Below are 25,570 nucleotides of genomic sequence, written 5' to 3' on the forward strand. Positions count from 1 at the left end.
ACTTGCCCCCCTGGAAGCGGTCACCTCCATGCGGCTATCGTCGTCGCGATAGACGTGTAGCCCAATGCAGAAAGGCCGGGCATCGATCAGATGATCGTCCGCCACTGATGGTGAAGGTCGAGAACCGGAGCACCGGCCTACCTCCGCGCAGCGTTCTAAGACTCAGTGCGAAGCGCTCGCCGGCCTGTTCGCCACAAATTTGCTTTAGCTGGTGTCTTAAACGGCCATCCAACTAGGAGAATGAAGTGGCACAAGTTAGGAACACCGCGGTCAAGCGGAGAGAGTACACACGAGACGACGTGAAGATGCTGAAGGCCCATTCGAAGGCCAGGACGCCAGTTGTGAAGGTAGCAAAGCAGATGAAGCGCTCGGTCTCCGCACTCAGGGCCAAGGCGCACTTGCTCGGCATCGGTCTCGGCCACCAGCGCTGAGAAATTGCATTTTCTGCAATTATGTGATAGGCAAACCGTCCTTTCCAGTTCGTTGCATTCCCAAGATCGACGAACCTCCAAGAGGACTAGAACCTCCCGAACAGGGGGGTTCTTTTCCTTTTGGCGAACGGGGATTGAAATGCCGACCGCCAAGCTCGTTCCAGAAGATGTTCACGGCAGGGTCGGCGCCCGCATCAAGAGCATCCGTCAAGCGCTTGGCCTCTCACAAGCCGCACTCGCCGATCGCCTTGAGGTGAGCCGGCCGACCGTATCGAATATCGAAAATGGGAAGGCGAGGATCTTGCTCAGCGATTGCAAGGACTACGCCGAGGCGCTGGGCACTACTCCGACGAACCTTCTCAAGGGGATCTGGCGGTGATCACTTTCGCTCTTGGCTATCGCCGACGAGGTGATCGAATAAGGCCCGGATGTCTGTTCCTGGCCCTAGCTGACGATTGCCATGTACGGTCGGTATGTCGGCTTTCGAAGCTAAAGCTGAGGACGGACGTATGTCCAGAGGGCCGCCTATGACCCTCAACGGACAATCGGTCGGCATCTGGCGAGTTCAAGAAAAGCACAGCTACGTGCTGGCCTCGTTTGATTTAGATCAATGGCCCCTCTTGGTCTCTGCACAACACCGCGAGTATGAAGCCGCGCGAAGAACAGGTCCCCGATAAAGATGAGCCAGCGACGGCTAGATCGTCGCGGTTAGAGGCGGCGCGCCAAATCATCGAAGAATACGCGGAAGGTCTGCGCCAGATCATCAAAAAGCTCCGCCTTCATCTGAATTGACCTTTCATTCGAATGTCACCTGTTGGCACGAAACGACCAGTCAGGCCGGTCTTGCGATGTCCGTTGATTGGGGTAGACCGGAAATAGCGCGCGGGCCTCTTGGGAGGCGCCGCGACTTTCTCTGCGGCGGTAACGTTGACCGGTTAGGTTAAGAAGGGAGCTTTGTTGCGCGCTGTTGCAGCCGGCCGCTATCTTCGCGCATGAATTCAACTTTTTGTCGTGCTTTAGCGATCGAGCGTTTATGAAAAAGTCGCGCGAAGGTTTGAGCGAAGTTATTTGCCCCGCCTGTGATGGCACGGGATTCTTGAAGGTCAAGCAGCCAGCGCAACCAGGCCGCAAAATCTATCCTCCCAAGTGCCCGGAATGTCTCGGCAAAGGCCGAATAAAGGAGCCGCCCCCAAGTGAGCTGGGGATCGCTCCCAGACGGCTTGGAGTTCCAACGACAGGCAAAAAAGCCAAATTCGGGATCTATCGAATAATCCAGCAAGCTTTCGCGCGTTTCCGGCGCGGCAGGATCTCCTTCGCGGGCGGGGCGCTTACCCCGGCGACACTCGCGCTGCCACCGTGTCGCTGTGTCCGTTGCTAGGTGCGTGGCCGACGTCGTGAATGACCGAACGCCGCGCCGAAATCGAGCATGCAGAGAAAGCCGCTGCACGCAGGTTACCATCGCGCTTTGATTCGCACAGGACGCAAGAACACTGCATAAATCGAGCGGGAGGGACTCTAAGATACGGGAGCGTGGCAATGAAACGCATCGTGTTTGGTCTGCCCCTCAGTACGATAGTTGCTTGCCGCGTTGGCAGCGCTATGGCGCGCGACCTTGACGGCCGCTACGCCAATTCACCGCTCAAGTCATGGTTCGATCATCTCGCGAGCGGCAAAGGACTCTGCTGCTCGATGGCGGATGGCGAAACCGTCGCAGACCCTGACTGGGAGTCAAAGGACGGCCATTATCGGGTTCGCCTTGAGAACAACTGGATCGATGTCCCCGATGATGCCGTGATCACCGAACCGTGCAGGACGCACAATGGTTTGGCCGATGCGGTCTGGCGGTCAAATCTCAATTCGGTGCTTGATACCAGGAAGCATGACTTAAAGGTCGTGGACGCAAAGTTTGAGTAAATGGTTGGCCTCGTCGTCCGTTCTTGGAGGAAGAGCATAAGATATCTGCTCGTTCCGAGTGTTTTTCGGTTTGGCACAACCCAGACATGGCGCTGTGGTCCGCCGACGTCTGCTGTTGGGGGTAGAACGGACATACCGTTCAATCGCGCAGACTTCCGAGTTTGACCCAAAGCGACCTATTTTCGGTGGCCATTAACCTATCATCCACTTGCACCATCAATAGTGACACGATGCGTGTTTGCGGCAGCTTGTTTCATAATTCTCGCTTCTAGCCACGCAGCATTTGCATCGGATGTTCAGCCGAACGATTATGTTTTTGCGATGGAAGAAGGGATCGCCTGTGCCGATTGGTCTTCTTTCGAAACGTTTCGCGACGCTGATCCAAGAACGCAGTCAAACTTTCCGCCGATTGTTTGATTATTCGCGCTCCGCCGCCCGTGAGGCTCTTTGTGGAGGCGGTAGAGGAAGGGGCATCGGCTATCTGCGCCCGACCGTACGGGCATTCGCGATGTCTGTGGTTCCCTATCGGGAAAGCACAAACCCAACTATCTACCGGCCAGCGAAGGATTTAACGGCATTTGGCGGATACCGCCATGTCGCCTTCTGGCCCATCACTGCCAACGGCGACGTCGCCTTTGACGGTGAGTTTTGGAGGCGAAGCGGACTGGTTGTGCTCACTCCGAGTTTTGTAGAGATTGACACCCGGAGTGGACGTTGCAGTGAACAGATTTATTAGGCTGGGCGTACCGGACCGCTTTGCGAAGCTTCATCAGATCGGAGCTCTACCATCGCCTCTCAGGAGTCGCGCGGTGTTGCAGCCGAACTTCCGATTATACGGTAGTGCGGCGCTATACACGGGAGCGAGTCTCATATTGGCTTCGCAGGCCCGCCGCCCTAGAATTGCGGCGATCGCAGGACGGGCGAAATGCAGTATGTTTGCGACGCGCCGAAGGGTAAGACGTGGTTCCGTATCGAGACGGAAGGTGAAGCGGTGCATGAGTCGCGCCTGATGGGCCACACAGTCGAAACATATTTCCGCCGCGAGCGGGAGAAGGCAGTCCAGTCCTGGCGTCCGGAGCGGCCCAACGCGATCGAGCGCGACATCGGCCTCGAGGCCCATGTACAGCGAGAGATGCCGCTTTTCCTCACGCTGCGCGACAGGGAGGGCAATGCACTGACTACAGCGATGCTGCCACCGGGTGGCAAGGATCGCGGCGGGTTCCGGATCATCATCGTTGCCGCATCCAATGCCGATCCTTATCCTCAGCAGGACGCGGCCATCGCGGCACTGGGAGCGCATTTCGGTCTCACACTCGATCGCAACCGCTGCTTCCCCTACGGTCGCTAAGGAGCCTGACAAGTATCGCCGCTTGATTGGAGCGATGTCGGCTCATGGCACTTTTCGGACGTGGAGCGATGTCCGACTTGAGTCCGTTGTGCGCACCAAAGCGGACTCCGCCGTTCACGGCATCTAGTAGACCAGGATAAAGCCGATCAGAAGCACCAGGCCGCCGACGACGATAAGCTTGAGGATCATTGCGGGCGGCATGTTCACGGCCTCTGGCGCGGTGGGCGGTCAGCAGTAGAAACCCCGGCTGCCCCTCTTTTCATTCAGTGGCTCTCCTGCCCTCAACGGCGGCGGAGTTGAGAAGATCAGCGCGAAGCGCTCGCCACACTCGGCCGCCCGGAGTAGGCTGCCGCCATGACCGATAGCGCCGCCGAGACTGCCAGGCTCATGAAGGTGACAGAGGCGATCGTCCGCGAGCTGGATCGCCAGGGCGTTGCTGAGGCGGTGGCGGATCTTGGATTCGACCCAATGGAATTGGCCAGGATCGTCATTCGCGCCGCCGATGGGGACGTCATCCCCCTGTTCGGGTCGCGGCCGACCTCATGACCGCGGCCGGTTGGTTTGACTGATTTGAGCGCGAAGCGCTCGCCGGCCATTCGCGTTCGCGACCCTCCATCATCGGCTCCAGGACGTAGGACAGCACCTCGATCAGCTCAACATTGGTCAATCGACAAAATCGACGGCATCATCCAAGGTGCTGCTTTGCTGCCGACCATTAGCATTTGGGCAGCGTTCGGATTTCCCCTTATCCCGGACGCTATTGGCTCGGATGCCTGTTTCTTATTGGCCTGATTGCATACTGGTGGACGACATCCCGATACTCGAAGGGAGTAGCGCTGGAGGACGCTGAGCACACTGGCAGCAAATGTTCAGAACACCGACGTCGTAACGCAGAAGAACGTTTGGCGCACGAGAGCGTCTAAATGGCTCCAAAGCGGCGTCTAAACGTTCTCACTCTGTGCTTTGCAGGCGAGATGCTAGATGCTTGATCTTGCAAGGAGAATAGTGGAGGGCGCACCAGGGCTCGAACCTGGGACCCGCTGATTAAGAGTCAGGTACTTTCGTCAACGCTTCAATTACTTAGCTGTAAAACATATTCGATTCGCACTCAACGAAATCAACGAGTTACAGCCTAGACGTAAATGAAAAGCTGACGGTTCGAATACCACTCCCGCGCCGGCGACGCAGTACTGATCGCACCGGCCTCCAGAGCGGGAGGGATCAAACCTCGGAACTCTCGCGCTGCACTACCAGCTCTCTCCAAAGGGTCGCAGCTCAACGTTGAATGACCACGCGCTGCGGTCCTGGTGGACTACATGCCAGATCTCGTCCGCAATCGCTCGCGGCTTGATGAAGAAATCGTCCGGCCGCTCCGGATAGCGTTTCCTCGTCCATTCCAGGTCAATCACGGCGTCAACCACGACATAGGCCACGTGCACACCTTGTGGACCGAGCTCGCGTGCGATTGCCTCACCCAGGATGCGCTGCGCCGCCTTGCTCGGCGCGAAACCGGCGAAGCCAGGCTTGCCGCGCAATGCCGACGTGTTACCGGTAGCAATGATGGCGCCCTTGCCGGCGCTGACCATCGCAGAGGCGAAGCGCCTCGCCAGGTACAACAGCCCCATCGTGTTGACCTGGAAGTTGCGGTTGAGAATTTGCGGATCGATCTCCCGGAATGTGCCAAATGCTCCGCCAACAGCGTTGTGGATGACGACCTCGGGATTGCCGAGGTCGCGCTCGACGGCGGACGCCACCGCTTCGACCTGCCCGGGGTCCGACACGTCGCACCGATATCCTTTTGCGTTCGGCAGCTGCTTCTCGAGGGCGGCAAGACGTTCCTCGTTCCTCGCGAGAAGGGCGACGCCATAGCCGCCCTCGGCAAATCTCCTGGCGAGTGCCGAACCCGTGCCGGGTCCAACGCCGGATATCAGGCAAACAGGCGCGGTCATGCGATCAAACCTCCCGGTTGGAGCCGGCGGCTCTCATGTTCAAGCCGCCGCCTTTGACAACAATTTTTCAACATACGGCTTGAGATCCAGCCTGAAATGCTCGTGATCGACCAGCCGAGCAAAGTGGGCAAACAGCAGCGGGTAGTCGTTTTGCACCCCCGGATGCAGGATCCTCTCCAGCCCACGCTGGCTCAACTGCCCGGCGCGCGCGTGCTCGTTCATGAACAGCGCAAGCTCGGCAGCAAAGCAGATGTCGGCCAGGGTCACGCCGCTCCCTACCAGTGTGTTCCGTCGCGGAGACAGAGCCCGTTCGAGCCCCGAGGCATAGATCGCGAATGCCTCTTTGGCTCGTGCGTGAATAGCCGCATCGACCGTGCCCGCCGACAACGCCAAAAGATAGATCTGCGAGTCCCTTGCAAAGACCAGGCTGACATCGAGGAAGCTGTCGATCCTGGAGGCTTCATAGGTGTCACGACCGTAGAGCGGGTACGTCGCTTCGCCCAGACGCGCCACTGCCCGCATGATGCTGTTCGACTCGAAAATTCCGATCGTTCCATCGGGGCCGAACGCAGCGGGCACGTTGCCGAATGGCTGCGCTTCCAGGAAGTCGTCGGTCTTGAAAAGCTGGGCGCCGGTCAACCCGACCCGCCCCTGACAGGCAAGGGATGAAAGCGATTGACGTTCCTGCTCGGACAATGGGCGCGCGTCGTAGTCCCACAGCCAGTCCTGCAATTCCTTGCCGGATGCGCCCCTGACCTCGACGTCCACGCCGCAAAATCGGGCAGCAATGGTCGCTTTCCATACACGTGGGTTCGGCAAATAGGAGAATATTCGCAAGTCGGCCATCGTGGATTGCTCCTGATGAACTCTGTACCCGCAGGACCAGCCCTCCCGGATGCCCTACTCCGAGCTCGCGTCGAGAATTTCTCCGAACTGTTCCCAGCGGGTTCCCGTCCAGCGCTGAAGCTGCAGTTGCGTCCAGATCATGTTGTTGTTCTCGCTGGTGTTGATCCGGATGCCAGGCAGTGCCGTCGGCAGCACAAGGTTCTTCAGCGACTTCGCCTGCTTGATGATGTTGTCGCGCGAGAAGTCGTCGCCGCATTGCTTGAGGACCTGCTCGAGCAGCATGCCCTGCTGATAACCGGTGAGATAGCTCGTATTGGTGATATCGGAGCCGGCCAGATATCTGTCGAAGAACGCTCGATAAGTCCTAACGCCCTCATCGTCCTTCCAGTTCTGGTCCTCCGGGTCCTTGTTCGGGGTGCCGACGATCACGCCGACGGAATTCTCCAGGCCCGCTGGCTTCAGCGTGCCGGCGACCGACGACGAAGGGAAGTTGATGATGACCGTCGCTTTCCACCCGGTCTCGGCCGCCCGGCGGATGGCCTGCGCGGCGAATTTCGGAGTGCCTGCAATGAACAGTGCTTGCGCGCCTGAGCTTTTCAGTGCGACGACTTGGGAGTCCACCGTCGGCTCCGTGGCTTCGTAGCTTGCCGTGACCACGCGCTTGTCGAAATCGGCACCCAGGACCGCCTTGAACGCGTTGACATAGTCACGCCCGAGATCGTCGTTCTGAAAGAGGATCGCGTATTTCGCCGTCGGCAAGGCCCGCATCAGATATTTTGCATAGATCTTCCCCTCGGTATCGTAGCTGACGAGGCCGGTGGTCGTCAGGGGATAGTCCTTGGCGTTGGTGAACTTGGTCGCGCCGGTGACGATCGCGATCGTTGGCACTTTCTTCGCTGCAAGATATTTTGCCACCGCCGTATTGCCCGCGGTACCGAGTTGGCTGAACATGAAGGCGATCTCGTCGCTTTCGACCAACCGGCGCGCATGCTCGAATGCCTTTGGCGGGCTATAGGCATCGTCGAGTGTGACATAGTTGATCTTGCGTCCGTTGATGCCGCCACGATCGTTGATCGACTGCACATAGGCGAGCACGCCCCGTCCAACCTGCCCAATTGAGGAAGCGGCTCCACTTAGCGGAAATATACCCCCGATCTTGATTTCCGTCGCTGTGACACCGGGCGTATCGCTAGCCCGGCAAGGCACGGAAAGCGCAACTATGAGTGCGCAGGCGAGCTGGATGCTTCGAAACATCGTGCGTTCCTCTCCTGTTTGCCCGCCTTGCCTGCAGGCCGCGGGGCTTATTTCCCCGGCCGAGTGATCTCAAGCGCCACCACATCGTCGGCGTTCGAGAGCTTCGGATGAGCGCATGCCGTTGCATCGGACGCGAGATTGGCCGCGACATTGGACAGGCTCTTCAGGCGGCCAACTTGAGTATCTTGACGACGTCGCCAGGCTCACGGATCGGCTGCGGGTTCGCCCGCGTAAAGATTGAGAGCATTGCGTTTCTGCCGATCAGTTCGAAACGGTCCTCGGCGACGCCGACATCGGCGAGTCTCCGCGGCAGGCCAAGCTCTGCGATGAACGCTGCGAAAGCCTCGCTGGCGTCGCGACCTGCCGCGCCGAGGGCCGCAGCGATCGATTTCTGCGCGGCCTCCGTCGCAGGACGGTTGTATTTGAGCACGCTCGGCATCATCACCGCCGTGCAAAAGTAGTGCGGTACGTCGCAAGTCCCCCCGAGCACATGGCCGATGGCATGGCTCGCGCCCATCGGCACCCTCGCCTGCAACCCGAAGGCCGACATCCAGGAGCCCAACTGACAGTTCAGTCGCGCCTCATCGTCGTTCGGGTTGTTCCTGGTGCGCCGGAGACCATCATGCAGATAGCGCAGCCCCTGTTGACAAACAGCGTCGACGAGGACATTGGGACGGCTGGAACAAATCGCTTCGATGCCGTGATCCATGGCCCGCGTGCCGGAGCCAAGCCAGAGTTTCTCCGGCGTGTATCTGGTCGTCGCCGGATCGAGAATGATGCTGCGCGGCATCATCATGGGGTGATTGAAGATCTGCTTCAGTTTCCGCCGGGTATCGGTGACCAGCGCGCCGGAATTGTATTCGCCGCCCGACAGCGTGCTCGGAATGGCAATCATGCGGACCTTTGGCGTCCGGAATTGCCCGAAGCGCCGCTCCGGCGTGGTCTCGAAGCCATCGAGCCCGTCCTGCTCGAAGATCTCGTGCTCCATGCACATCAGCACGATCTTGGCTGCATCGACCACCGAGCCCCCGCCGATCGCGACGACCAGGTCGGCCCTCGCTTCCTTGGCTTGCTTTGCAATCCGCACCACCACTTCCCGGGTCGTATGCTGCGGAATGCCATCGAAGGTTTCGGCATAGCGATTACCAAGCGCATTGCGGATCTTGCCGATCTCGTCCGTGCTCGTGTTCAATGTACGGCTGACAATCAAATAGACACGCTTCGCATTCAGTCGCTCGGCTTCCTCGCGCAATGCTTCGGCCGCTGGCTTGCCGTAGATCACGGATTCCATGGTCGGGAACTGATAACTGCCCGCGATGCGCATGCTCTTCACTCCCCTGATATCTCGATGTTTTCGCAATGTGCCCGAACGGTCAGGCCGACAGCTTGGAAAAGTCCGGCGGACGTCGTTCGGCAAATGCGGCAAATGCCTCGCGCGCCTCGGGCGTCTTCAGGCGCTCCTTGAACAACTGCCCTTCCTCGGCGATCTGCGCCGCGATCCGCTGCTGATCACGCATCAGCTTCTTGGTCAGGCGGAGCGAGCCCGCGGGGCGCCTGGTCAAGGCGATCGCGGCATCATGCGCCCGCTTGCGCAGTTCGCCCTGCGGCACCACCGCATTGGCCAGGCCGCAAGCCAGTGCCGTGGCCGCCTCCATCGGCTCGCCCAGCGCAAACATGGCGTAGGCCGGCGCGTGCCCGATCCGCAGCGGCAACAGCCAGCTCGACGCCGCCTCCGGCACCAATGCGAGATTAACGAAGGGCGTGATCAGCCGGGCGTTGTCGGCGAGATAGATGAGATCACAATGCAGGAGCATGGTTGTGCCGACGCCTACCGCATTGCCCTGCACGGCGGCCACCAGCGGCTTGGTGGCCTTGCTGATGGTTTCGATGAAGTGATGGGCCGGGCTGTCGACGGCACTTTCGCCGCGGGCCTGGCTCGCGAAATCCGCCAGATCGTTGCCGGCCGTGAAGCTGTCGCCGTCGCCCTGGAACAGGACGACTCGGACGGACGAATCCGTCCCGGCCCTTACCAGCGCGTCCGACAATGTGTCGTACATCGCGCCAGTCAGCGCGTTCTTCTTCTCCGGACGCTGCAACGTCAGCGTCATGACGCCGTCAGCGATCTCGGTTTTGACGTGCTCAGTCATGGTGCTCTCCATCAAGCGACCGCGAGGGCCGGTTTCTGCACTTCGACGCCGTCGAGGAAGCCGGTCAGTCGTTGACGGACGATGGCTTCGGCTTCGGCCATGATCCGATCGATGAGTTCCTTGACCGTCGGGATGTCGTTGATCAGGCCGACCACCATGCCGCAGCTCCAGGCACCGGCATCCATGTTGCCGTCGACCATCACCTTCGGATAGACGCCAGCGACCTGTTCGTGGATGTCCTCGATCTTCAGGCTGACGCCCCTCTTGCGCTCGACCTCGAGAAGCTCGTCGACCCCCTTGTTCTTCAGAACGCGCTCGGTGTTGCGCAGCGCGCGCATGACCAGCACGGTGTCTAGTTCGGTTGCCTTGACCAACGCCTGCTTCACATTGTCATGGACCGGCGCTTCCTTGGTGGCGACGAAGCGGGTGCCCATGTTCATCCCGGCAGCGCCCATCGACAGCGCGGCGACGAGGCTGCGCGCGTCCGCCATGCCACCCGAGGCCACGAACGGGATTTTCAGCTCGTCGGCCGCGCGCGGCAGCAGGATCATGTTCGGGATGTCGTCCTCGCCGGGGTGGCCGCCGCACTCGAAACCGTCGACGCTCACGGCGTCGCAGCCGATCTTTTCCGCTTTCAGCGAATGCCGCACCGAGGTGCACTTGTGGATCACCTTGATACCGGCCGCCTTCAGCGCAGGCATGTATTGCTCGGGGCTGCGGCCCGCCGTCTCCACGATCCTGACGCCACCTTCCCTGATCGCGGCGATGTATTCGGGATAGGGCGGCGCAGTGAAGCTCGGCAGGAAGGTCAGGTTCACGCCGAACGGCTTGTCGGTCATGTCGCGGCAGCGCGCGATCTCTTTCGCCAGCAGCTCCGGCGTCTTCTGCGTCAGGCCGGTGATGATGCCGAGCCCTCCGGCGTTGGACACCGCGGCGGCAAGCTCGGCGAAGCCGACATAATGCATGCCACCCTGGATAATCGGATGCCGGATGCCGAACAGTTCAGTGATTGCTGTCTTCACGTGTTATCTCCGCCTTCGGTCAGTGGACGATTTCGAACAGACCCGCCGCGCCCATGCCGCCGCCGATGCACATGGTCACCACGCCGTATTTCGCCTTGCGACGCCGCCCCTCGATCAGGATGTGGCCCGTAAGCCGCGCGCCGGTCATGCCGTAGGGGTGGCCGATCGCGATCGAGCCGCCGTTGACGTTCAGCTTGTTCGGATCGATGCCGAGCTTGTCCCGGCAATAGATCACCTGCACCGCATAGGCCTCGTTGAGCTCCCAGAGATCGATATCGTCGATCTTCAAATTGTGGCGCTTCAGGAGGCGCGGGATTGCTGCGACGGGGCCGACGCCCATTTCGTCCGGCTCGACGCCGGCAGCGACAAAGCCGCGGAAGATGCCGAGCGGCTTCAGGCCTTTCATCGCCGCGATCTTGTCGCTCATGATGACGCAAGCCGAGGCGCCGTCCGAGAGCTGGCTGGCATTGCCGGCGCTGATGGTCTTGCCCTCGAACACCGGCTGGATCTTTGCGAGGCCTTCCGCCGTGGTATCCGGCCGCGGTCCCTCATCCTTGGTCAGCGTCACCTGGTGGTAGCTGACCTGCTTGGTATCCTTGTCGAGCACGGCCATCTTCGTCGTGATCGGCACGATCTCATCATTGAAGCGACCTCCCTGCAACGCCGCGCCGATGCGGCGCTGGCATTCGAGGCTGTACTCATCTTGCTGATCGCGGCCGATCTTGTAGCGTTCGGCGACGACCTCGGCGGTTTCCAGCATCGACATGTACATTTCCGGCTTCATCGCCATCAGCTCATCGTCGACCGCATGGAACTTGTTCATGTGCTCGTTCTGCACCAGGCTGATCGACTCGATGCCGCCGCCGATCGCGATCTCGACGCCGTCGAGCATCACCGAGCGCGCGGCGACCGCGATCGCCTGCAGGCCTGACGCGCATTGCCGATCGATGGTGGTGCCGGCGACCGTTACCGGAAGGCCGGCGCGGATCGCACCCTTGCGCGCGACATTCATCACCATGGTGCCCTGCTGCATGGCGCAGCCCATCACCACGTCCTCGACCTCGCCGGGCGCGATGCCGGCGCGCTTCACGGCTTCGGCGATCACATGGCCGGCCATGGTCGGGCCGTCGGTGTTGTTGAGCGCGCCGCGATAGGCTTTTCCGACGCCGGTACGCGCGGTGGAAACGATTACTGCTTCAGTCGTCATGCTTGCCTCTTTGCTTTAAGCCGCGGCCTCGAGCTGTGCGTAGCGCAGCACGTGATAGGCGGGATCGCCGAACTGGATGTTGATGGAAGAAATCCGCTTGAAGTAATGGCCCACATTCAGTTCATCAGTCATCCCCATGCCGCCATGGATCTGCACTGCCTGGTCGGCAATGAACTTGCCGGCGTAACCGACCTTCGACTTGACGCCCGAGGCGAGCCGCGAGACGCCGGCGCCGCCTGCGTCGAGGCTGAGATTGAGATGCTGCATCAGCGAGAGCGCTTCCTGATGCGCGATGAACATGTCGACCATCCGGTGCTGCAGCACCTGGAAGCTGCCGATCGTGGCGCCGAACTGCCTGCGTGTCTTGGCGTATTCCAGCGTCGCGGAGTTCAACTCCCCGATCGCGCCAACCGCCTCGGCGCAAAGCGCGGCGATGGCGCGGTCCCGGCAGGCCTCCAGCGCGGCGACGCCCTCACCTTCCTTGCCAAGCAGCTGTCCCCTGACGCCGCGCAGGCTGATCTCGGCGGCGTGGCGGCCATCGATGGTCTTGAAGCTTTGCAGGTCGAGATTGGCGGCGTGGCGGTCGACCACGAACAGGCTGACACCCCCACGATCGTGGCGATGACCCGACGTGCGCGCGGAGACGATCAGATAATCGGCCCAGGGCGCGGCGATGACGGCTGCCTTCTCGCCGCTCAGCACGTAGTCCTTGCCCTCGCGACGCGCGCTGGTCGTGACGTTGGCAAGATCGAAGCGCGAAGCCTTCTCGGCCCAGGCCAACGCCCAGATCTCTCGTCCCGCAATGATGTCCGGGATTAGGGCCTGCTTCTGCTCTTCGGACCCAACATGCTCGATCAGCCCGCCGGCAAGCAAGATCGTCTCAAGGAACGGCTCGACCACGAGGTGGCGGCCGAACTCCTGCATGATGATCATGGTCGACAGCGTCCCACCGCCGAGGCCGCCAACATCCTCGGAGAACGGCGCGGCGAACAGGCCGAGCTCGGCAAATGCCTGCCATTGCGTCCGGCTCCAGCCCTCTTCGCTTGCGACGATCTTGCGACGTGCATCGAAGTCATACTGGTCGCGCAGCAGCCGCTGGACGCTGGATCGCAACAATTCCTGCTCTTCCGTGAACTGGATATCCATCCGATCCTCTTGTTTCGCGGTTGCTAGAGACCGAGCACCGCTTTGGCGATGATGTTGCGCTGGATCTCGTTCGATCCGCCGTAGATGCTGAGCTTGCGTGAGTTGAGGTATTTCTCCGACGCCGTGTGTCCGTAGTCCGGGCCCGGCATGAAATGATTGGCGCTGAAAGGATGTTCGCGGATCGCGAGCCCGTAATTGCCGATTGCGCGATGGGTCAGTTCGGTAATGTTCTGGAAGATCTCGGTCCCGCGGATCTTGAACAGCGACGCCGACGGCCCCGGATCGATGCCGCGCGCCATCTGCGCCACAACGCGAAGCTCGGTCGCCTCCAGCGCCAGCACGTCGAGCTCGACACGGGCGATGTCCCTGATGAATTCCAGATGAGCCGGATCGTCTTCCGGGATCTCGGCCTTCACGATCTTCTTCAGACGCTCGATGTAGCGCGTCGAGCGGCCGATGCCGGCCATGGAGGTACGTTCATTGCCGAGCAGGAATTTGGCGTAGGTCCAGCCCTTGTTCTCCACGCCGATCAGGTTCTCGACGGGCACGCGGACGTTTTCCAGGAAAACGTCGTTGACCTCGTGCGAACCATCGATGGTGATGATCGGCCGCACGGTGACGCCCGGCGATTTCATGTCGATCAAGAGGAACGAGATGCCGGACTGCGGCTTGGCCGACGGATCGGTGCGAACCAGGCAGAAAATCCAGTCCGCATGCTGCGCCAGCGTGGTCCAGGTCTTGTGGCCATTGACGATGTAGTGGTCGCCGTCGCGGACCGCCTTGGTGCGAACCGTGGCGAGATCGGATCCGGAGCCCGGCTCGGAATAGCCCTGGCACCACCAGTCCTCGCCCGACAGGATACGCGGCAGATGCCTCTTCTTCTGAGCCTCGTTGCCGAATGTGTAAATGACAGGGCCGACCATCGTGATGCTGAAGGCCAGTGGCGGCAGCGTACCCGCACGAGTGGCCTCCTGCTCGAAGATGAATCGGCGCGTGATCGACCAGCCGGGGCCACCATATTCCTTCGGCCAGAGCGGCGCGATCCAGCCCTTCTTGTACAGGATGCGATGCCAGAGCAGCATCTGCTCCTTGGTCAGGTCGGTCTCCGGGTTGGGGACGCGCATCTCTGCCGGATAGTTATCCTTGATGAACGCGCGCACCTCGTCGCGGAACGCCGTATCTTCTGGGGATAGCGCGAGCTCCATCGGTCGGGCTCCCTACCACTTCTCGCCGAAGGGCCGGATTTCCAGCTCAAAAGTCCAGGCGCTCTTCGGCTGTTGGTAGAGCTGCCAATAGGCGCCTGCGACCGAGGCCGGCGGCATCAACAGATCGGGATTGTCGAGCGCCTCCTTGCCCCAGATCTGCTCTCGGCGCTGCCGCACCCATTCGGTATCGACGCCGGAGTCGATGATGAGATGCGCGACATGGATGTTCTTCGGCCCCAATTCGCGCGCCATCGCCTGGGCCACCGCGCGCAGACCGAACTTGGCGCTGGCAAACGCTGCATAGCCGGGGCCGCCGCGCAACGACGCGGTCGCCCCGGTGAAGAAGATATTGCCACTGCCCCGCGGCAGCATCAGCCGCGCCGCTTCGCGGCCGGCGAGAAAGCCGGAATAGCAGGCCATTTCCCAGACCTTGCGAAACACACGCTCGGTGGTGTCCAAAATCGGGAAATTGACGTTGGCGCCGATATTGAAGATGCAGGCTTCCATCGGCGCGTGCTTGTCGGCGTCGTTGAGGAAGGAGATGATCTCCTCCTCCTTCCGCGCATCCAGCGAGCGTGCGTGGATTTCACCACCGGCCGCTTCGATTTCCTTGACCAGCGGCTCGAGCTTGGCGCCGTTCCGGCGGCCCGCAAAGATCGTGAACCCTTCGGAAGCGAATTTCTTGGCAATCTCGGTGCCGATGTAGTCGCCGGCGCCTATCACCGCAACAGTCTTGTTTCTCTTCTGCAAGGGTCTTCTCCGGCGTTGGCAAAGGATTGGTACGAGGTCTCCGGCGCTCAGCTGCGCAGCGATTCCGCTAGCTTGTGCTTCAGGAGCTTGCCTGTCGACGTCGCGGGCAGAGCATCCATCAGAATGATCTCCGACGGCCGCTTGCAGGAGGTGAGCTGCGGCGCGATATGGGCCATCAAGTCCTGCGCCGTGACATTCGATCCCTTCAGGAGCTGGACGAACGCGACAGCCTCTTCATTGCCCTCGACCTGCCGCCCGACCACGGCAGACTGCACCACGGCGGGATGGGTGCTGATGACCGCCTCGATCTCGGCCGGATAGACGTTGAAGCCAGAGCGGATAATCATCTCTTTCGTGCGCCCGACGATGTACATCTGATCGCCCTCGAACCGGGCAAGATCACCGGTATTGAACCAGCCATCTTCGTCGATCGCTTTCGCGGTGAGCTCGGGCGCGCGGTAGTAACCACGCATCACGTTCGGGCCGCGGACGTGGAGCTCACCGATATCGCCATTCGTGACAATCGTCCCGTCCCGCGCAACAATGCGCGCCTCCAGGCCCGCCAGGATCGCTCCGACCGAATTGTCGCTACGCGGCGCATCGGGACGCACGCCGGATATTCCCGGCGAGCACTCGGTGATGCCGAAGGCGTTGAACAGGGGAAGGCCCAGCTCCTTTTCCACGCGCGCTTTCAGATCAAGATCGAGCGGGGCCCCGGCGACCGCGATCAGTCGGAGCGCGCCGCGGTCCAGTTTGGGCAGCCCCGCCGTCGCCTTGTATTCGAGAAGCCGTTGGTAGGTTGCGGGCACGCCGTTCAACAAGGTGACGCCCTCTTCGGCCATCGCCCTCACGAGCGCCGCCGGGGCGTATTTGACCACCAGACGGATCCTGGCGCCGACCATGAGTGTCATGATCAGAAGCGAAATTCCGACGATATGAGAAATCGGCAGCACGCAATATTGCACGTCGGCTGCAGTCATATTGCGATGAATGGCCGTGCTCTTGGCGCTAAACAGCAGATTGCGATGCGTGAGCATGACGCCTTTCGGCGTTCCCGTGGTTCCCGACGTGTAGATCAAGACAGCAACTTGCTTTGCACCATCGGCCTCAACGGGCTCGGCGCGGGTATTCTCATTCAGTGCCGCAACGCCGATATGAGCGAGCGGGCCAACGTCGCGAATGCCGGCTCCCGAGCGCGATGCATGGGCGGCCGCCTCCTCGGAAACGTCTGCAGTGAAGAAGACGCGACGGGCACCGCTGTGATCCCTGATCTGGTCGAGTTCACGCGGTGACAGACGTGGATTGGCCACGATGGCCCAGGCATCCAGCCGACTAGCGGCGAACAGCAGGCAAGCCAGCGATATACAGTTTTCACTGACGATCATGACGCGGTCGCCGGACCGGATTCCCAGCTCCCGCAGCGCATCGGCGGTTTCAGACACCGCGCGATCAAACTGGCGATAGGTCAACCTCTTGCCGTCCTCGACAAGGGCGATGCTGTCCGGCGTTGCCGCAACATAGTGCTCAAAGACCTGGTGGATGCGGTTCGGCAGGCTTTCAAGAATTTCGGCCGCCGCGTCGCTTCGCTCCGATGTCAGCAAGGATACCTCCTCCGCGATTGCCGCTTTTCCGGTCTCGTGTGCAACTCTCGGCTAACAGCGCTTCATGCCGTCTTGCGTCGCGCGACATTCAATTGCGCGACGATCTCTTCCTCGACATTGCGCAGACTGTCCTTGCCGAAGAAAATCTCATTCCCGACGAAGAAGGTCGGCGAGCCGAACGCACCGCGAGCCACCGCGTCGCTGGTGTTCTCGATCAGCTTCTTCTTGACGTCGTCCTGCTGCGTGCGCGCGATGAGGCGATCGATGTCGACGCCCGACGAAACGAACGCCTCGCGGAAGATTTGGGGATCGTCCATCTTCTTCGGCTCGACCCACATGTGGTGGTAGGCCGCGCGGAAATAGATCTCGAACATCCCCTCGAACTGCGCGGCGACGGCGCCCCGCATCAGCGTCAACGTGTTCACCGGAAAGAAGGGATTGGACTTGAACTTCGTGATGTTGTGCCGGCGCAGGAAGCGCTGCGTCTCCAATGAGTTGTATTGCGGCTTGTTCTTGATCCCGCGCAAAGAGTCGAACGGCGACATGTTGCCAGTGGCCTTGTAAACACCGCCCAGCAACACCGGGACATAGTCGAATTTCACGCCGGTCCGCCGCTCGATCTCCGGCAGGACGAGTTCCGCGAGATAGGCGTTGGGGCTGCCGAAATCGAATTGAAACTCGACCCTGAGCGGTGCGGCCATCGCGAGTGCCCTTTCCCTTGGTGCGGTGGCAGACCGCCTGTCGTTGTTGTGACAGAGCGTATAAAGTTCTATTTTAGAACTGTCAAACGGTTTCATACTTCCGTCCGGTGAAGGCGAACACGACCGGTTGAACTTGCCCTAGTTCCGAATTAGAATGGACAGTGCTTCGCTGCTTGTCTCGAGATTCACTGCTTGACGGCGAAGTGACTGGAGAAATAGATGAAGTGGAATGCGCTTGAAGAACAACCATGCTCGCTCGCCCGCACCGTTGCGGTGATCGGCGATCGTTGGAGTCTATTGATCCTGCGGGAATGCTTTCTGCGCAAGCGACGGTTCGAAGCGTTTCAGGCGTCGCTCGGGATCACCCGCCACCTGTTGGCCGATCGCCTGAAGAAGCTGGTGCGCTTCGGCGTGCTGCGTCGGATTCCCTATCAGGAATCGCCCAAGCGCCACGAATACATCCTGACCCAGAAGGGCCTCGATCTCTATCCGATCATCATGTCGATCGTGCATTGGGGCAACATCCATATGGTGGATTCGCGCGGACGGCCCATGCTGCACCAGCATAAGAACTGCGGGCACACGTTCGATCCCGTGATGGTCTGTTCCGAATGCGGTGAACCGCTTTCGGCGAAAGCTGTGCATGTTCACCCCGGACCAGGCGCACGGAAATCCTCACCTGTCCACGCGCAGGCCGAGGAGACCAGGAAGGCGAAATAAGTGACTTTCGACGCCGACCGTTCTATTAGCCCAACAGGCCGGGCCGGTCCGCGCTGAAAACGGTACCGCCCTGATCCGAGCGAGTGCGCGTCCAGCGTTTGAACGCCGCGCAATCCAGATTTGTGACGCAAAAACACACTAGCACCAACCGCGGCAGAGGGCGTCGAACGCCTGTATTCAGATAAATTTGGCGTTTGCGTCGTATTGTCTGCGGGGGGATGCCCGAAGGCACGCCCGCCTCACGCGCTCCCGTTCGGCAAACCGCGCGTGCTCGAGTCGAGCATCGAGGCTCCTTTCGTGCCCGTCAATTCAGGATTACGGCGGAACCGCCACCGTCGATCGCAAGCGCCTGACCGCTGACGTGGCGCGACGCTTCAGAGGCGAAGAACACGACCGGCCCCTTGATATCGTAGTCGCCGCCAGCGCGCCCCAGCGGCGTGACCTTCGCGATCTCATCGGCCCTTTCTGCTAGCCCGGCCGACAGCTTCGTCGGGAAATAGCCTGGACAGATGGCGTTGACGTTGATGTTGTGCTTGCCCCACTCGGTCGCGAGCGCTTGGGTGAGCGTGATCAGCGCGCCCTTGCTCGTATTGTAGGCGACCGAGAAGACCCCGCCGTCGGGGCGGGAGCCGCCGAACCCCGCGATCGACGCGATGTTGATGATCTTGCCGGAGTTATTGGGGATCATCGAGCGGCGCGCGACCTCGCGCGCAACGAGAAAGCACGCATCGACGTTCAGCCCCATCACCTTGCGCCAGGCTTCCGGGCTGTGCTCGATGGCCGAGGCGCCCCACACCGTGCCGGCGTTGTTGACGAGGATGTCGATCTTCCCATGGTGGTCGAGCACCGCGCCGACGAGGCTCGCGGCGGCGTCGGCGGTCGCAGCGCCGAGGTCGTTCGCGATGGTCAGGACCTCGATATTCGTCCGCCGGAGAGCGGCCGATGCGGCGTCGAGTTCGTGCTGCTTTCGCGCGCTGATCGCCAGCTTGCAGCCCATCTCGCCGAGCGCCTCGGCCATCTGGAATCCGATGCCTCGCGATCCGCCCGTGACCAGCGCAACCTTGCCGCCGAGATCAAACAGCTTGTTCGCCTGCATAGTCGCTCCTCTCCTTGACCGTGTTCACCTCGCCGATGGACGATCCGGCTTCTGCCTCGCGCGCCAACAGGTCCACGACCTGTCTGGCGAGGCCGCGGCGATGCGTTCGAGTCAGAGATTGCCGGCGCGCTCGTCCATGTTCAGCTCGAACTCCCGATCTACTTGCCTACAGGTCCGCGATCTGGCGACCGAGGTCGAGCTCGAACGCGCCGGCGGTCCCAAGGCCGCGTTCACGGGATTTGGCCATCTTTTCGAGTGCTGCCGAAGACCTCAAGGTCCCGCCGAAGATCGCTTGCGTCGATTGAAGCTCGGCCTGGCGGGGCAAGCCGTTTTGATTGAGGATCGACTTGGTGGCATTCAGCGCCTGGCTGTCGAATGACAGAATGCGGCGCACGAAATTGGCGACAAAGTCGTCGAGCTCCGCGTCAGGGATAGCGCGATTGATCCAGCCATATCTCTCAGCCGTCTCGGCATCGAAATCGTCTCCGCCGAGCGCGATCTCGATTGCCCTCGCGCGCCCGACCAGGAGCGGCAGGCGCGCAAGGGCGCCCCCGCCCGCAATTAGGCCGAATCCGACCTCCGGCTGACCAAAGACGGCTTTCTCTCGACTAGCGAAGCGCAGGTCGCAGGCCAAAGCGAACTCGGCGCCGCCCGCGCGCGTCCGGCCGCGAATGACCGCGATGCTGAGAACGTTGCTGTGGGCGAGCCTGGTCGCGGCCTCGATCCAACGCGGCTTGCCGAAGCGGCTGGTCGATTCCCCCACGCCATAGTGAGCGAGGAAGAAGTCCGGATTCGCGCTCTCGAAGGTCACGACCTTGAGGGAGGGCTCGGCCCCGATCGCTTCGACGAGGTCGAAGATCTCGTCGTACATCTGATCGTCGACCGTGTTGATCGGTGGGTGATTGAGCGTCACACGCCAGAAGCCTGGCACCTGCTTGTCGGTGGTGATCCTGGTCGTCACGTTGCCCATTTTGTTTCCCTTCTCCGTCTGGGAAAAAGACGCCGCGTCACCCTACTTGCTATAGCAATCGAGGGGGGAGGACATAGATGCCTCCTTTCGGGACGCGTTGTCGAAGCAAAGTCGGGCCCGGCTGGCGCCTCGTATCCGAAGTTCGCTTCATTTTTAACGCGCCTTCCGGAGCGAACTTCGGATTCGGACACTAGCGCTTCAACTATAGGCAACGTTGCTGAAGTCGATCGCCACCATCAGTAATTCAGGGATCGGTCGGCGATCAGGCCCCATGGCAAATGCTCGTCGACGCGAAGGAAGCTTTATTCCATTTGCTTCGATGTAGTCGGTTGTGAGCTGCGCTGCCGCAAAGTTTCCAGCGACTTCGACGTTGTAGTCGTGTCGCCGAAGCAGGCGATCTGGCCCAAAATAGAATCGCTGAAGCGGACCGTGGCTGGCCAGTCGGCCTGGTAGATAGGCGCGGAGAACCCGCCAAACTTCATTGCCTTCATGCCACGGTTCTTCTTCTTCGACCGCGACGCCATCCCATTTCAGAAGAAATGGAGTGTTGAGATAGGTCCACATGGCATAGCCGTTGAAGTATGCGCGATGCTCAGCCCGCCAAGCGGTGCTCAAGCCGTGTCCTATGAAAGCGTTCCGTGGAAAGGCCCATTCGGCAACGACCGCGCCGTCCAACTTCTCGATCGCCAGTCGTTCAGGGGTGAACGATGTGCGCTGGTCCGCCGCTCCGAAGGGCGCGACTGAAGCGCGCTCCTCCTTCAACCAGACAGTCATCCGGCGTGTGCTGAGATCGGGCATGAGCCCTTTCAACGGGAAGAGGCCGCCACCAGTCACGGCGTCCGCTTCAACTCGCGAAAGGCGTTGCCATCTGTCAAACCCGCCGTGGGCCTCCAGTACCTCATCGAGAAATGACATCTTGTCTGGTCCCCTGTTTGTTCAAGCCGTTGATCGAAAAGCCGAGAAATCGCAATCAAATCCGAGTTCCACTTTCTCGGAGCCGGGCACTTCGGCGCGGGGCCCGGGCGCCCATCTCCTGGCGTGAAGATAGCGGTCGAGCCAACCCTACCCGCAATGTCTATGGTCGGGTGATGACATGGATGCCTCGTTTCGAGACAGATTTGCGGAGGAATTTCGAACCCCGAGCTGCGTCCATTGGCGACAGCTGGTCACTGTCAGCTGGGCCACAAATCTCTCGAACCTGGTTGAGGTCCGCTGGGCAGTGCTCCGGTCATCGGGCCTTTGCTGCTTTCGGCCAATGCCGCGACCAGCCGCATGGCCGAAATAGAGGCAACAATGACATGGAGGGTGCTGCCGAGCGGCAGTTATCTTGGCCCCGAAGCACGCGCGTCGCTCGCCGCATGAGGCCGACATCTTTCGAATTTTGTCGAAGCGCACCGGGGTGATCTGGCGTCCGGCGCACGGCTGCTGGAGGTTCGCATGCGAAGGATAGTCCACCACGAACTCGGGCAGCCGTCAGAATTGCTTCGGGTTGAAGAGGGTCCGTCCGAGCCGCTCGGGCCAAGCCTGGTTCGGGTTCGCGTTTCCTGTGCGCCGATCCATCCCGGCGATTTGCTGGGTGTCATGGGGTCGCCCGCATTCGGCACGCAGCCGTCGATAGGGCCAGGCGGGCGGGTCCCGGGATTTGAAGGTGCCGGTGTCGTCAGCGAAGTCGGGGCGCGCGTCGATGCAAGCCTGGGATTGAGGCAAGGGCTCAGGGTCGCGTTCTTTCCTGCGCCTGGCTCGTGGCGTGACGAAGTGGTCGTGCCGGCCGGGTCCGTAACGCCGTTGCCTGACACGATTCCAGACGAAATCGGCGCGCAACTCCTGATCAACACTGCCACGGCGCTCACCGCGATCAGAACCGCGCATGAATCGGTGTCCCCAGACTCGCGCACTGGCGTTGTCGTGCTGCTGACCGCCGCGGGATCTGCTGTCGGGCGGCTCCTGGGCAAGCTCCTGACCGACCGAGGCGTGAAAGTCATCCGGCTGGTGCGAAGCGAAGCGGGCGCGGAGAAGCTGGCCGGGCTCCGGCCCGGCTCGCCGATCTTTGCGACTGACGCAGCCGGCTGGAAGGAGCGCGCTAGGGCCGCCGCTGGGGGCGCAAAGATTCACGTCGCGATCGACAGCGTCGGCGGCGCTCTGCTCGGCGACATCGCTGACCTCTTGGCTGAAGGGACCGGGACGGTCGTCAATTTTGGTTCACTGGGCGGCGAGGCGAGCGACATCCGGCTGTTTGCGCCCCGCGCCCTGACGCTCAAGGGTGTGTTCCTCGGGCAGTGGATGCAGCAGCCGGCCGACGTGCGCCAGGCCGATATTGCCATCGCGCAACGGCTCGCGCTCGAGCCCGGGCCACTGTTCGAGGTTGCGGCGAGCTATCCGCCATCGCGGATCGGCGACGCAGTCGCGCATGTGGGCCGGCCAGGCCGGAACGGCGTGGTTCTTTTTGACTTCTCCAGCGCGCGGGGAGCGGGATCATGAGGTTCGGAACGATCGGTGCGGGCGCGGTTGCGCTTGGGTTCGCGCGAGAAGCCCTGAGGGCCGGTCATCAAGTGGTGTTGAGCAACAGGCGCGGTCCGGAATCCCTTGCCGACATGGTCGCCGGGCTCGGGAACGGTGCGGAGGCGGCCACGATCGCGGAGGCGGCGAGCCTTGACTATGTCCTGTTCGCCGTCCCCTGGCCGAATGTCGAGGACGCACTTCGAGGCCTGCCGGCGTGGAACGGACGCGTTCTCATCGATGCTACAAATCCGTTCAGTGCGTACAGCCCCAAACTCGTATTGGCGGACCTTGGTGACAAGGGGGCGAGCGAGATGGTCGCCGCGCTGGCACCCGGCGCCCGAGTCGTGAAAGCGTTCAATTCGATCGTCATCGAACGCTTCAACGAAGGGCCCACCAAGGAGGGTGGCCGCCGCATCATCTTCGTGTCCGGGGATCACACGGAGCCAGTCGAATTCGTGAAGAATCTGATCGCCAGTTTCGGCTTCGCGCCCATTCATCTTGGCGGCCTCGTGGCCGGCGGCCGCATGCAGCAGGCGGGCGGTCCCCTCGCTGGGCGCGACCTTGTCGACTTCGGCTACCACTGATCTGAGGAAGGAAGCCGCATATGCGTGGAGCGAGAATCGAAGCCTTTGGTGAACCGACGAAAGTACTCGAACTCGTCGATGAGCACGAACCGGCTGCGCCCGCGGCAGGCGAAGTGCTGGTCGGCGTCGAATACGCTCCGGTCAACATGAACGATCTGTACGTGATCCAAGGCGTGTTCCCCGTTCGGCCTTCGCTGCCCAGCTTCGTCGGCAATGAGGGAGTCGGCCGAGTCCTGGCGCTGGGCGGCGGCGTCGAACATCTCAAGGTCGGTGATCGCATCCTGATTCCGCTCTATGCATTCAGTTGGCGCGAGCGTTTGGTGGTGCCCGCGGCTGGGCTTTTTAGGCTCCCTGACACCGATCCCAAGCAACTCGCGATGCTTGGTATCAACCCGCCGACCGCCTCTCTTCTTCTCGACGAAGCCTCTGATCTGAGACCGGGCGATTGGATCGTTCAAAATGCGGCGAATTCAGGCGTTGGCCGCTCGGTCATCGCCATCGCGAAGGCTCGTGGCCTGAAGACGATCAATGTCGTGCGCCGGCCGGAGCTCATTCCCGAGCTCGAAGCCATCGGCGCCGATTTCGTGATCGTCGATGAAGACGGTTCAATCGACAAGATCCATGCCGCCGTCGGCGATGATCGCGTGCAGCTCGCGATCGACGGTGTCGCGGGCAAGAGCAGCGCGCTGATTGCGGGCGCGCTGACAGCACACGGAACCTTCGTGGTCTACGCCTACATGAGCGGGGGACTGGTGACGATCAGCCCGTTCGAGCTGATCGTGAAGCGCGTCATCGCCAGGGGGTTCTTCATGAACCATGCCGATATCGAGCCGAAGATACCCGCGGCACTGCGCGAGGCTGTTCCACTCGTCGCCTCTGGAGCTATCCATGTGCCGATCGCCGCGGTCTACCCTTTGTCATCGCTGCGCGAAGCGGTTCTTCACGCCGAGCGCGGCGGAAAGGTTCTCCTCGAACTCGGCGGAGCGGACTGAAAATCCGGAGATCGATCGACAGCCGGGCGATCGACGCTGCCTACTCGATGGCCAGGCTCGGGTTGATCAGGAATTTTTCGCCCGTCGCTCGGCGGCTGTAGGCCGCAATGACATCGGGATCGAGCGCCTCAAGCAGGGAGATGGTGCGGGTGTATTGGCTGGCGAAGGTCGTCCTGATTTCAGTGGCAACCCGCGCTTTCAACCGCGCCTCGACCTCCGGACCCACCTTGGCCAAGAAGTGAAAGAGCAGCCAGCCGCCGATACCCCACGCCATGCCGGCGCCACGCGTTAGCTCAATCGGTCCAGGATCGAGAGTACCATAGATGTAGACCTGCTTGTGAACGGAAGTACCGTACATGTTGTACGTTTCTCCGGATGTGCCGGCAGCGACGGCCTCCATGGCGTTGAGGATCTGGCCGGCGAGCTTGCCTCCGCCGATGGCGTCGAAGGCGAGTGTTGCTCCCGTCGCCTTGAGAGCCGAGACCAGATCGTCTCTGAAAGTTGCCTGAGCCGAGTTGACGATATGCCCCGCCCCAAGGCCCCTCAAAATTCGGACCTGCTCTTCACTGCGGACGATATTCACCAGTGGAACCCCATCCGCCTGGCACAATCGGTTTAGTATCTGGCCAAGGTTCGACGCCGCTGCTGTATGCACGAGGCCCCTGTGTCCCTCCCTTCTCGCGGTCTCCAGCATGCCAAGAGCGGTTAGCGGATTGACGAAGGCGGACGCGGCCTCTTCCGGCTTGATTCCGGCGGGCAGAACCAGACAGTCGGCGGCCCTGGCTTTCCGAAGTTGTCCATACATCCCCCCGCCGAAGATCGACACTGTCTTCCCGAGCAGCGCCTGGGCTTCCGGCGACGCGCCGGCGTGCGTCACCATACCTGCTCCTTCAAGACCGACCGGCATTGACTTCCCGATCCGAGCGGAGAGCGCGCGCATCACCGCGGGCGCAATCGGCGCCGTCACGACCGTCTGGCTGCCTTGGCCCGATGCCTTTGCAGAGCTTGCGTCTGCGGCGGCAAGCAACAGCCCAAGATCGGAGGGGTTGATCGGCGTCGCCTCGACGCGAACAACCACCTCATCGGCCGTTGGCGACGGCACGCTCACCGCAGCGAGCGATAACTCGAGCGTTCCATCCTGCTTAACCAGCGATCGCAGTTCCAAGCTTGTCTGATTGGCCAAAGACT

25 protein-coding genes and 2 pseudogenes are annotated in these 25,570 nt (G+C 61.3%); 10 read left to right on the plus strand and 17 right to left on the minus strand.

Annotated elements, in window-relative coordinates:
- Window positions 1–245: 245 nt before the first annotated feature.
- Window positions 246–431: a hypothetical protein gene (locus QOU61_RS22310; protein ID WP_289662310.1), complete on the plus strand. Its 186-nt coding sequence runs from the start codon at window positions 246–248 to the stop codon at window positions 429–431.
- A gap of 139 nt (window positions 432–570) precedes the next feature.
- The gene (locus QOU61_RS22315; protein WP_289653353.1) at window positions 571–810 is read left to right on the plus strand and encodes a helix-turn-helix transcriptional regulator; all 240 of its coding nucleotides are present in this window, start codon (window positions 571–573) and stop codon (window positions 808–810) included.
- 561 nt (window positions 811–1,371) lie between these two features.
- Here QOU61_RS22315 and QOU61_RS22320 read toward each other — a convergent pair.
- Window positions 1,372–1,710 carry a hypothetical protein gene (locus tag QOU61_RS22320; protein ID WP_289653354.1) on the minus strand — a complete coding sequence of 113 codons (339 nt, stop codon included), beginning with the start codon at window positions 1,708–1,710 and terminating at the stop codon, window positions 1,372–1,374.
- Between the two features lie 257 nt (window positions 1,711–1,967).
- Between QOU61_RS22320 and QOU61_RS22325 the strand changes: the two are divergent.
- The 3 genes and pseudogenes from QOU61_RS22325 (at window position 1,968) to QOU61_RS22335 (ending at window position 4,239) form a co-directional block, all read left to right on the plus strand.
- Window positions 1,968–2,319, plus strand: a pseudogene (locus QOU61_RS22325) (hypothetical protein).
- Window positions 2,320–3,270: 951 nt separating this feature from the next.
- Window positions 3,271–3,693: a hypothetical protein gene (locus tag QOU61_RS22330; protein ID WP_289653355.1), complete on the plus strand. Its 423-nt coding sequence runs from the start codon at window positions 3,271–3,273 to the stop codon at window positions 3,691–3,693.
- 354 nt (window positions 3,694–4,047) lie between these two features.
- A complete protein-coding gene (locus QOU61_RS22335) occupies window positions 4,048–4,239 on the plus strand; it encodes a hypothetical protein (protein WP_289653356.1) in 192 nt (63 codons plus the stop codon).
- A 701-nt stretch (window positions 4,240–4,940) separates the two neighbouring features.
- Here the strand turns inward: QOU61_RS22335 and QOU61_RS22340 are convergent.
- The 12 genes from QOU61_RS22340 to QOU61_RS22395 form a co-directional block, all read right to left on the minus strand.
- Window positions 4,941–5,642: an SDR family NAD(P)-dependent oxidoreductase gene (locus tag QOU61_RS22340; RefSeq protein ID WP_289653357.1), complete on the minus strand. Its 702-nt coding sequence runs from the start codon at window positions 5,640–5,642 to the stop codon at window positions 4,941–4,943.
- A 39-nt stretch (window positions 5,643–5,681) separates the two neighbouring features.
- A complete protein-coding gene (locus tag QOU61_RS22345) occupies window positions 5,682–6,488 on the minus strand; it encodes a glutathione S-transferase family protein (protein ID WP_289653358.1) in 807 nt (268 codons plus the stop codon).
- 54 nt (window positions 6,489–6,542) lie between these two features.
- Window positions 6,543–7,742, minus strand: a complete 1,200-nt coding sequence (locus tag QOU61_RS22350) for an ABC transporter substrate-binding protein (protein ID WP_289653359.1) — start codon at window positions 7,740–7,742, stop codon at window positions 6,543–6,545.
- Between the two features lie 163 nt (window positions 7,743–7,905).
- Window positions 7,906–9,066, minus strand: a complete 1,161-nt coding sequence (locus QOU61_RS22355; protein WP_289653360.1) for an iron-containing alcohol dehydrogenase — start codon at window positions 9,064–9,066, stop codon at window positions 7,906–7,908.
- Window positions 9,067–9,115: 49 nt separating this feature from the next.
- The gene (locus tag QOU61_RS22360; RefSeq protein WP_289653361.1) at window positions 9,116–9,889 is read right to left on the minus strand and encodes an enoyl-CoA hydratase-related protein; all 774 of its coding nucleotides are present in this window, start codon (window positions 9,887–9,889) and stop codon (window positions 9,116–9,118) included.
- Between the two features lie 11 nt (window positions 9,890–9,900).
- Entirely contained in the window at window positions 9,901–10,911 is a 1,011-nt protein-coding gene (locus tag QOU61_RS22365) for an NAD(P)H-dependent flavin oxidoreductase (RefSeq protein WP_289653362.1), read from the minus strand.
- Between the two features lie 19 nt (window positions 10,912–10,930).
- Window positions 10,931–12,118, minus strand: coding sequence for an acetyl-CoA C-acyltransferase (locus QOU61_RS22370; RefSeq protein ID WP_289653363.1), 1,188 nt, complete (start codon window positions 12,116–12,118; stop codon window positions 10,931–10,933).
- Window positions 12,119–12,133: 15 nt separating this feature from the next.
- On the minus strand, window positions 12,134–13,264 hold the full coding sequence (locus QOU61_RS22375; protein WP_289653364.1) for an acyl-CoA dehydrogenase family protein: 1,131 nt from the start codon (window positions 13,262–13,264) through the stop codon (window positions 12,134–12,136).
- A gap of 23 nt (window positions 13,265–13,287) precedes the next feature.
- Complete coding sequence (locus tag QOU61_RS22380) at window positions 13,288–14,469, minus strand: acyl-CoA dehydrogenase family protein (RefSeq protein ID WP_289653365.1); 1,182 nt, start codon at window positions 14,467–14,469, stop codon at window positions 13,288–13,290.
- A gap of 12 nt (window positions 14,470–14,481) precedes the next feature.
- On the minus strand, window positions 14,482–15,219 hold the full coding sequence (locus QOU61_RS22385; protein ID WP_289653366.1) for an SDR family oxidoreductase: 738 nt from the start codon (window positions 15,217–15,219) through the stop codon (window positions 14,482–14,484).
- Window positions 15,220–15,266: 47 nt separating this feature from the next.
- Entirely contained in the window at window positions 15,267–16,820 is a 1,554-nt protein-coding gene (locus QOU61_RS22390) for a class I adenylate-forming enzyme family protein (protein WP_289653367.1), read from the minus strand.
- A gap of 62 nt (window positions 16,821–16,882) precedes the next feature.
- Entirely contained in the window at window positions 16,883–17,521 is a 639-nt protein-coding gene (locus QOU61_RS22395; RefSeq protein ID WP_289653368.1) for a 2-hydroxychromene-2-carboxylate isomerase, read from the minus strand.
- A gap of 219 nt (window positions 17,522–17,740) precedes the next feature.
- Between QOU61_RS22395 and QOU61_RS22400 the strand changes: the two genes are divergently transcribed.
- Window positions 17,741–18,241, plus strand: a complete 501-nt coding sequence (locus QOU61_RS22400; RefSeq protein ID WP_289653369.1) for a winged helix-turn-helix transcriptional regulator — start codon at window positions 17,741–17,743, stop codon at window positions 18,239–18,241.
- Between the two features lie 304 nt (window positions 18,242–18,545).
- Here the strand turns inward: QOU61_RS22400 and QOU61_RS22405 are convergent, their stop codons facing one another.
- From QOU61_RS22405 to QOU61_RS22415, 3 genes are all read right to left on the minus strand, one after another.
- On the minus strand, window positions 18,546–19,337 hold the full coding sequence (locus QOU61_RS22405) for an SDR family NAD(P)-dependent oxidoreductase (protein ID WP_289653370.1): 792 nt from the start codon (window positions 19,335–19,337) through the stop codon (window positions 18,546–18,548).
- 166 nt (window positions 19,338–19,503) lie between these two features.
- Entirely contained in the window at window positions 19,504–20,307 is an 804-nt protein-coding gene (locus QOU61_RS22410; protein ID WP_289653371.1) for an enoyl-CoA hydratase/isomerase family protein, read from the minus strand.
- A gap of 198 nt (window positions 20,308–20,505) precedes the next feature.
- Entirely contained in the window at window positions 20,506–21,222 is a 717-nt protein-coding gene (locus QOU61_RS22415; protein ID WP_289653372.1) for a hypothetical protein, read from the minus strand.
- A gap of 654 nt (window positions 21,223–21,876) precedes the next feature.
- Here QOU61_RS22415 and QOU61_RS37380 point away from each other — a divergent pair.
- The 4 genes and pseudogenes from QOU61_RS37380 to QOU61_RS22430 all read left to right on the plus strand — a co-directional run.
- Window positions 21,877–22,041: pseudogene (locus QOU61_RS37380) on the plus strand (hypothetical protein); the annotation flags it as partial.
- A gap of 21 nt (window positions 22,042–22,062) precedes the next feature.
- Window positions 22,063–22,785 (plus strand): zinc-binding dehydrogenase, encoded by a 723-nt coding sequence (locus tag QOU61_RS22420; protein ID WP_289653373.1) that lies wholly within the window; start codon window positions 22,063–22,065, stop codon window positions 22,783–22,785.
- A complete protein-coding gene (locus QOU61_RS22425) occupies window positions 22,782–23,390 on the plus strand; it encodes an NADPH-dependent F420 reductase (RefSeq protein WP_289653374.1) in 609 nt (202 codons plus the stop codon). The genes QOU61_RS22420 and QOU61_RS22425 overlap by 4 nt, the downstream gene beginning before the upstream one ends.
- 20 nt (window positions 23,391–23,410) lie before the next feature.
- The gene (locus tag QOU61_RS22430) at window positions 23,411–24,382 is read left to right on the plus strand and encodes a zinc-dependent alcohol dehydrogenase family protein (protein ID WP_289653375.1); all 972 of its coding nucleotides are present in this window, start codon (window positions 23,411–23,413) and stop codon (window positions 24,380–24,382) included.
- 40 nt (window positions 24,383–24,422) lie between these two features.
- Here the strand turns inward: QOU61_RS22430 and QOU61_RS22435 are convergent, their stop codons facing one another.
- Window positions 24,423–25,565 (minus strand): zinc-binding dehydrogenase, encoded by a 1,143-nt coding sequence (locus tag QOU61_RS22435; protein WP_289653376.1) that lies wholly within the window; start codon window positions 25,563–25,565, stop codon window positions 24,423–24,425.
- Window positions 25,566–25,570 lie beyond the last annotated feature (5 nt).

Source organism: Bradyrhizobium sp. NP1, from assembly GCF_030378205.1.
Classification (GTDB): domain Bacteria; phylum Pseudomonadota; class Alphaproteobacteria; order Rhizobiales; family Xanthobacteraceae; genus Bradyrhizobium.

What these genes read in the sequence shown, in the direction of transcription:
- QOU61_RS22315 (WP_289653353.1), top strand. Translation starts at nt 571, where the DNA reads ATGCCGACCGCCAAGCTCGTTCCAGAAGATGTTCACGGCAGGGTCGGC.
- QOU61_RS22330 (WP_289653355.1), top strand. Translation starts at nt 3,271, where the DNA reads ATGCAGTATGTTTGCGACGCGCCGAAGGGTAAGACGTGGTTCCGTATC.
- QOU61_RS22335 (WP_289653356.1), top strand. Translation starts at nt 4,048, where the DNA reads ATGACCGATAGCGCCGCCGAGACTGCCAGGCTCATGAAGGTGACAGAG.
- QOU61_RS22340 (WP_289653357.1), bottom strand. Translation starts at nt 5,642, where the DNA reads ATGACCGCGCCTGTTTGCCTGATATCCGGCGTTGGACCCGGCACGGGT.
- QOU61_RS22345 (WP_289653358.1), bottom strand. Translation starts at nt 6,488, where the DNA reads ATGGCCGACTTGCGAATATTCTCCTATTTGCCGAACCCACGTGTATGG.
- QOU61_RS22350 (WP_289653359.1), bottom strand. Translation starts at nt 7,742, where the DNA reads ATGTTTCGAAGCATCCAGCTCGCCTGCGCACTCATAGTTGCGCTTTCC.
- QOU61_RS22355 (WP_289653360.1), bottom strand. Translation starts at nt 9,066, where the DNA reads ATGCGCATCGCGGGCAGTTATCAGTTCCCGACCATGGAATCCGTGATC.
- QOU61_RS22360 (WP_289653361.1), bottom strand. Translation starts at nt 9,889, where the DNA reads ATGACTGAGCACGTCAAAACCGAGATCGCTGACGGCGTCATGACGCTG.
- QOU61_RS22370 (WP_289653363.1), bottom strand. Translation starts at nt 12,118, where the DNA reads ATGACGACTGAAGCAGTAATCGTTTCCACCGCGCGTACCGGCGTCGGA.
- QOU61_RS22375 (WP_289653364.1), bottom strand. Translation starts at nt 13,264, where the DNA reads ATGGATATCCAGTTCACGGAAGAGCAGGAATTGTTGCGATCCAGCGTC.
- QOU61_RS22380 (WP_289653365.1), bottom strand. Translation starts at nt 14,469, where the DNA reads ATGGAGCTCGCGCTATCCCCAGAAGATACGGCGTTCCGCGACGAGGTG.
- QOU61_RS22395 (WP_289653368.1), bottom strand. Translation starts at nt 17,521, where the DNA reads ATGGCCGCACCGCTCAGGGTCGAGTTTCAATTCGATTTCGGCAGCCCC.
- QOU61_RS22400 (WP_289653369.1), top strand. Translation starts at nt 17,741, where the DNA reads ATGAAGTGGAATGCGCTTGAAGAACAACCATGCTCGCTCGCCCGCACC.
- QOU61_RS22405 (WP_289653370.1), bottom strand. Translation starts at nt 19,337, where the DNA reads ATGCAGGCGAACAAGCTGTTTGATCTCGGCGGCAAGGTTGCGCTGGTC.
- QOU61_RS22410 (WP_289653371.1), bottom strand. Translation starts at nt 20,307, where the DNA reads ATGGGCAACGTGACGACCAGGATCACCACCGACAAGCAGGTGCCAGGC.
- QOU61_RS22415 (WP_289653372.1), bottom strand. Translation starts at nt 21,222, where the DNA reads ATGTCATTTCTCGATGAGGTACTGGAGGCCCACGGCGGGTTTGACAGA.
- QOU61_RS22425 (WP_289653374.1), top strand. Translation starts at nt 22,782, where the DNA reads ATGAGGTTCGGAACGATCGGTGCGGGCGCGGTTGCGCTTGGGTTCGCG.
- QOU61_RS22430 (WP_289653375.1), top strand. Translation starts at nt 23,411, where the DNA reads ATGCGTGGAGCGAGAATCGAAGCCTTTGGTGAACCGACGAAAGTACTC.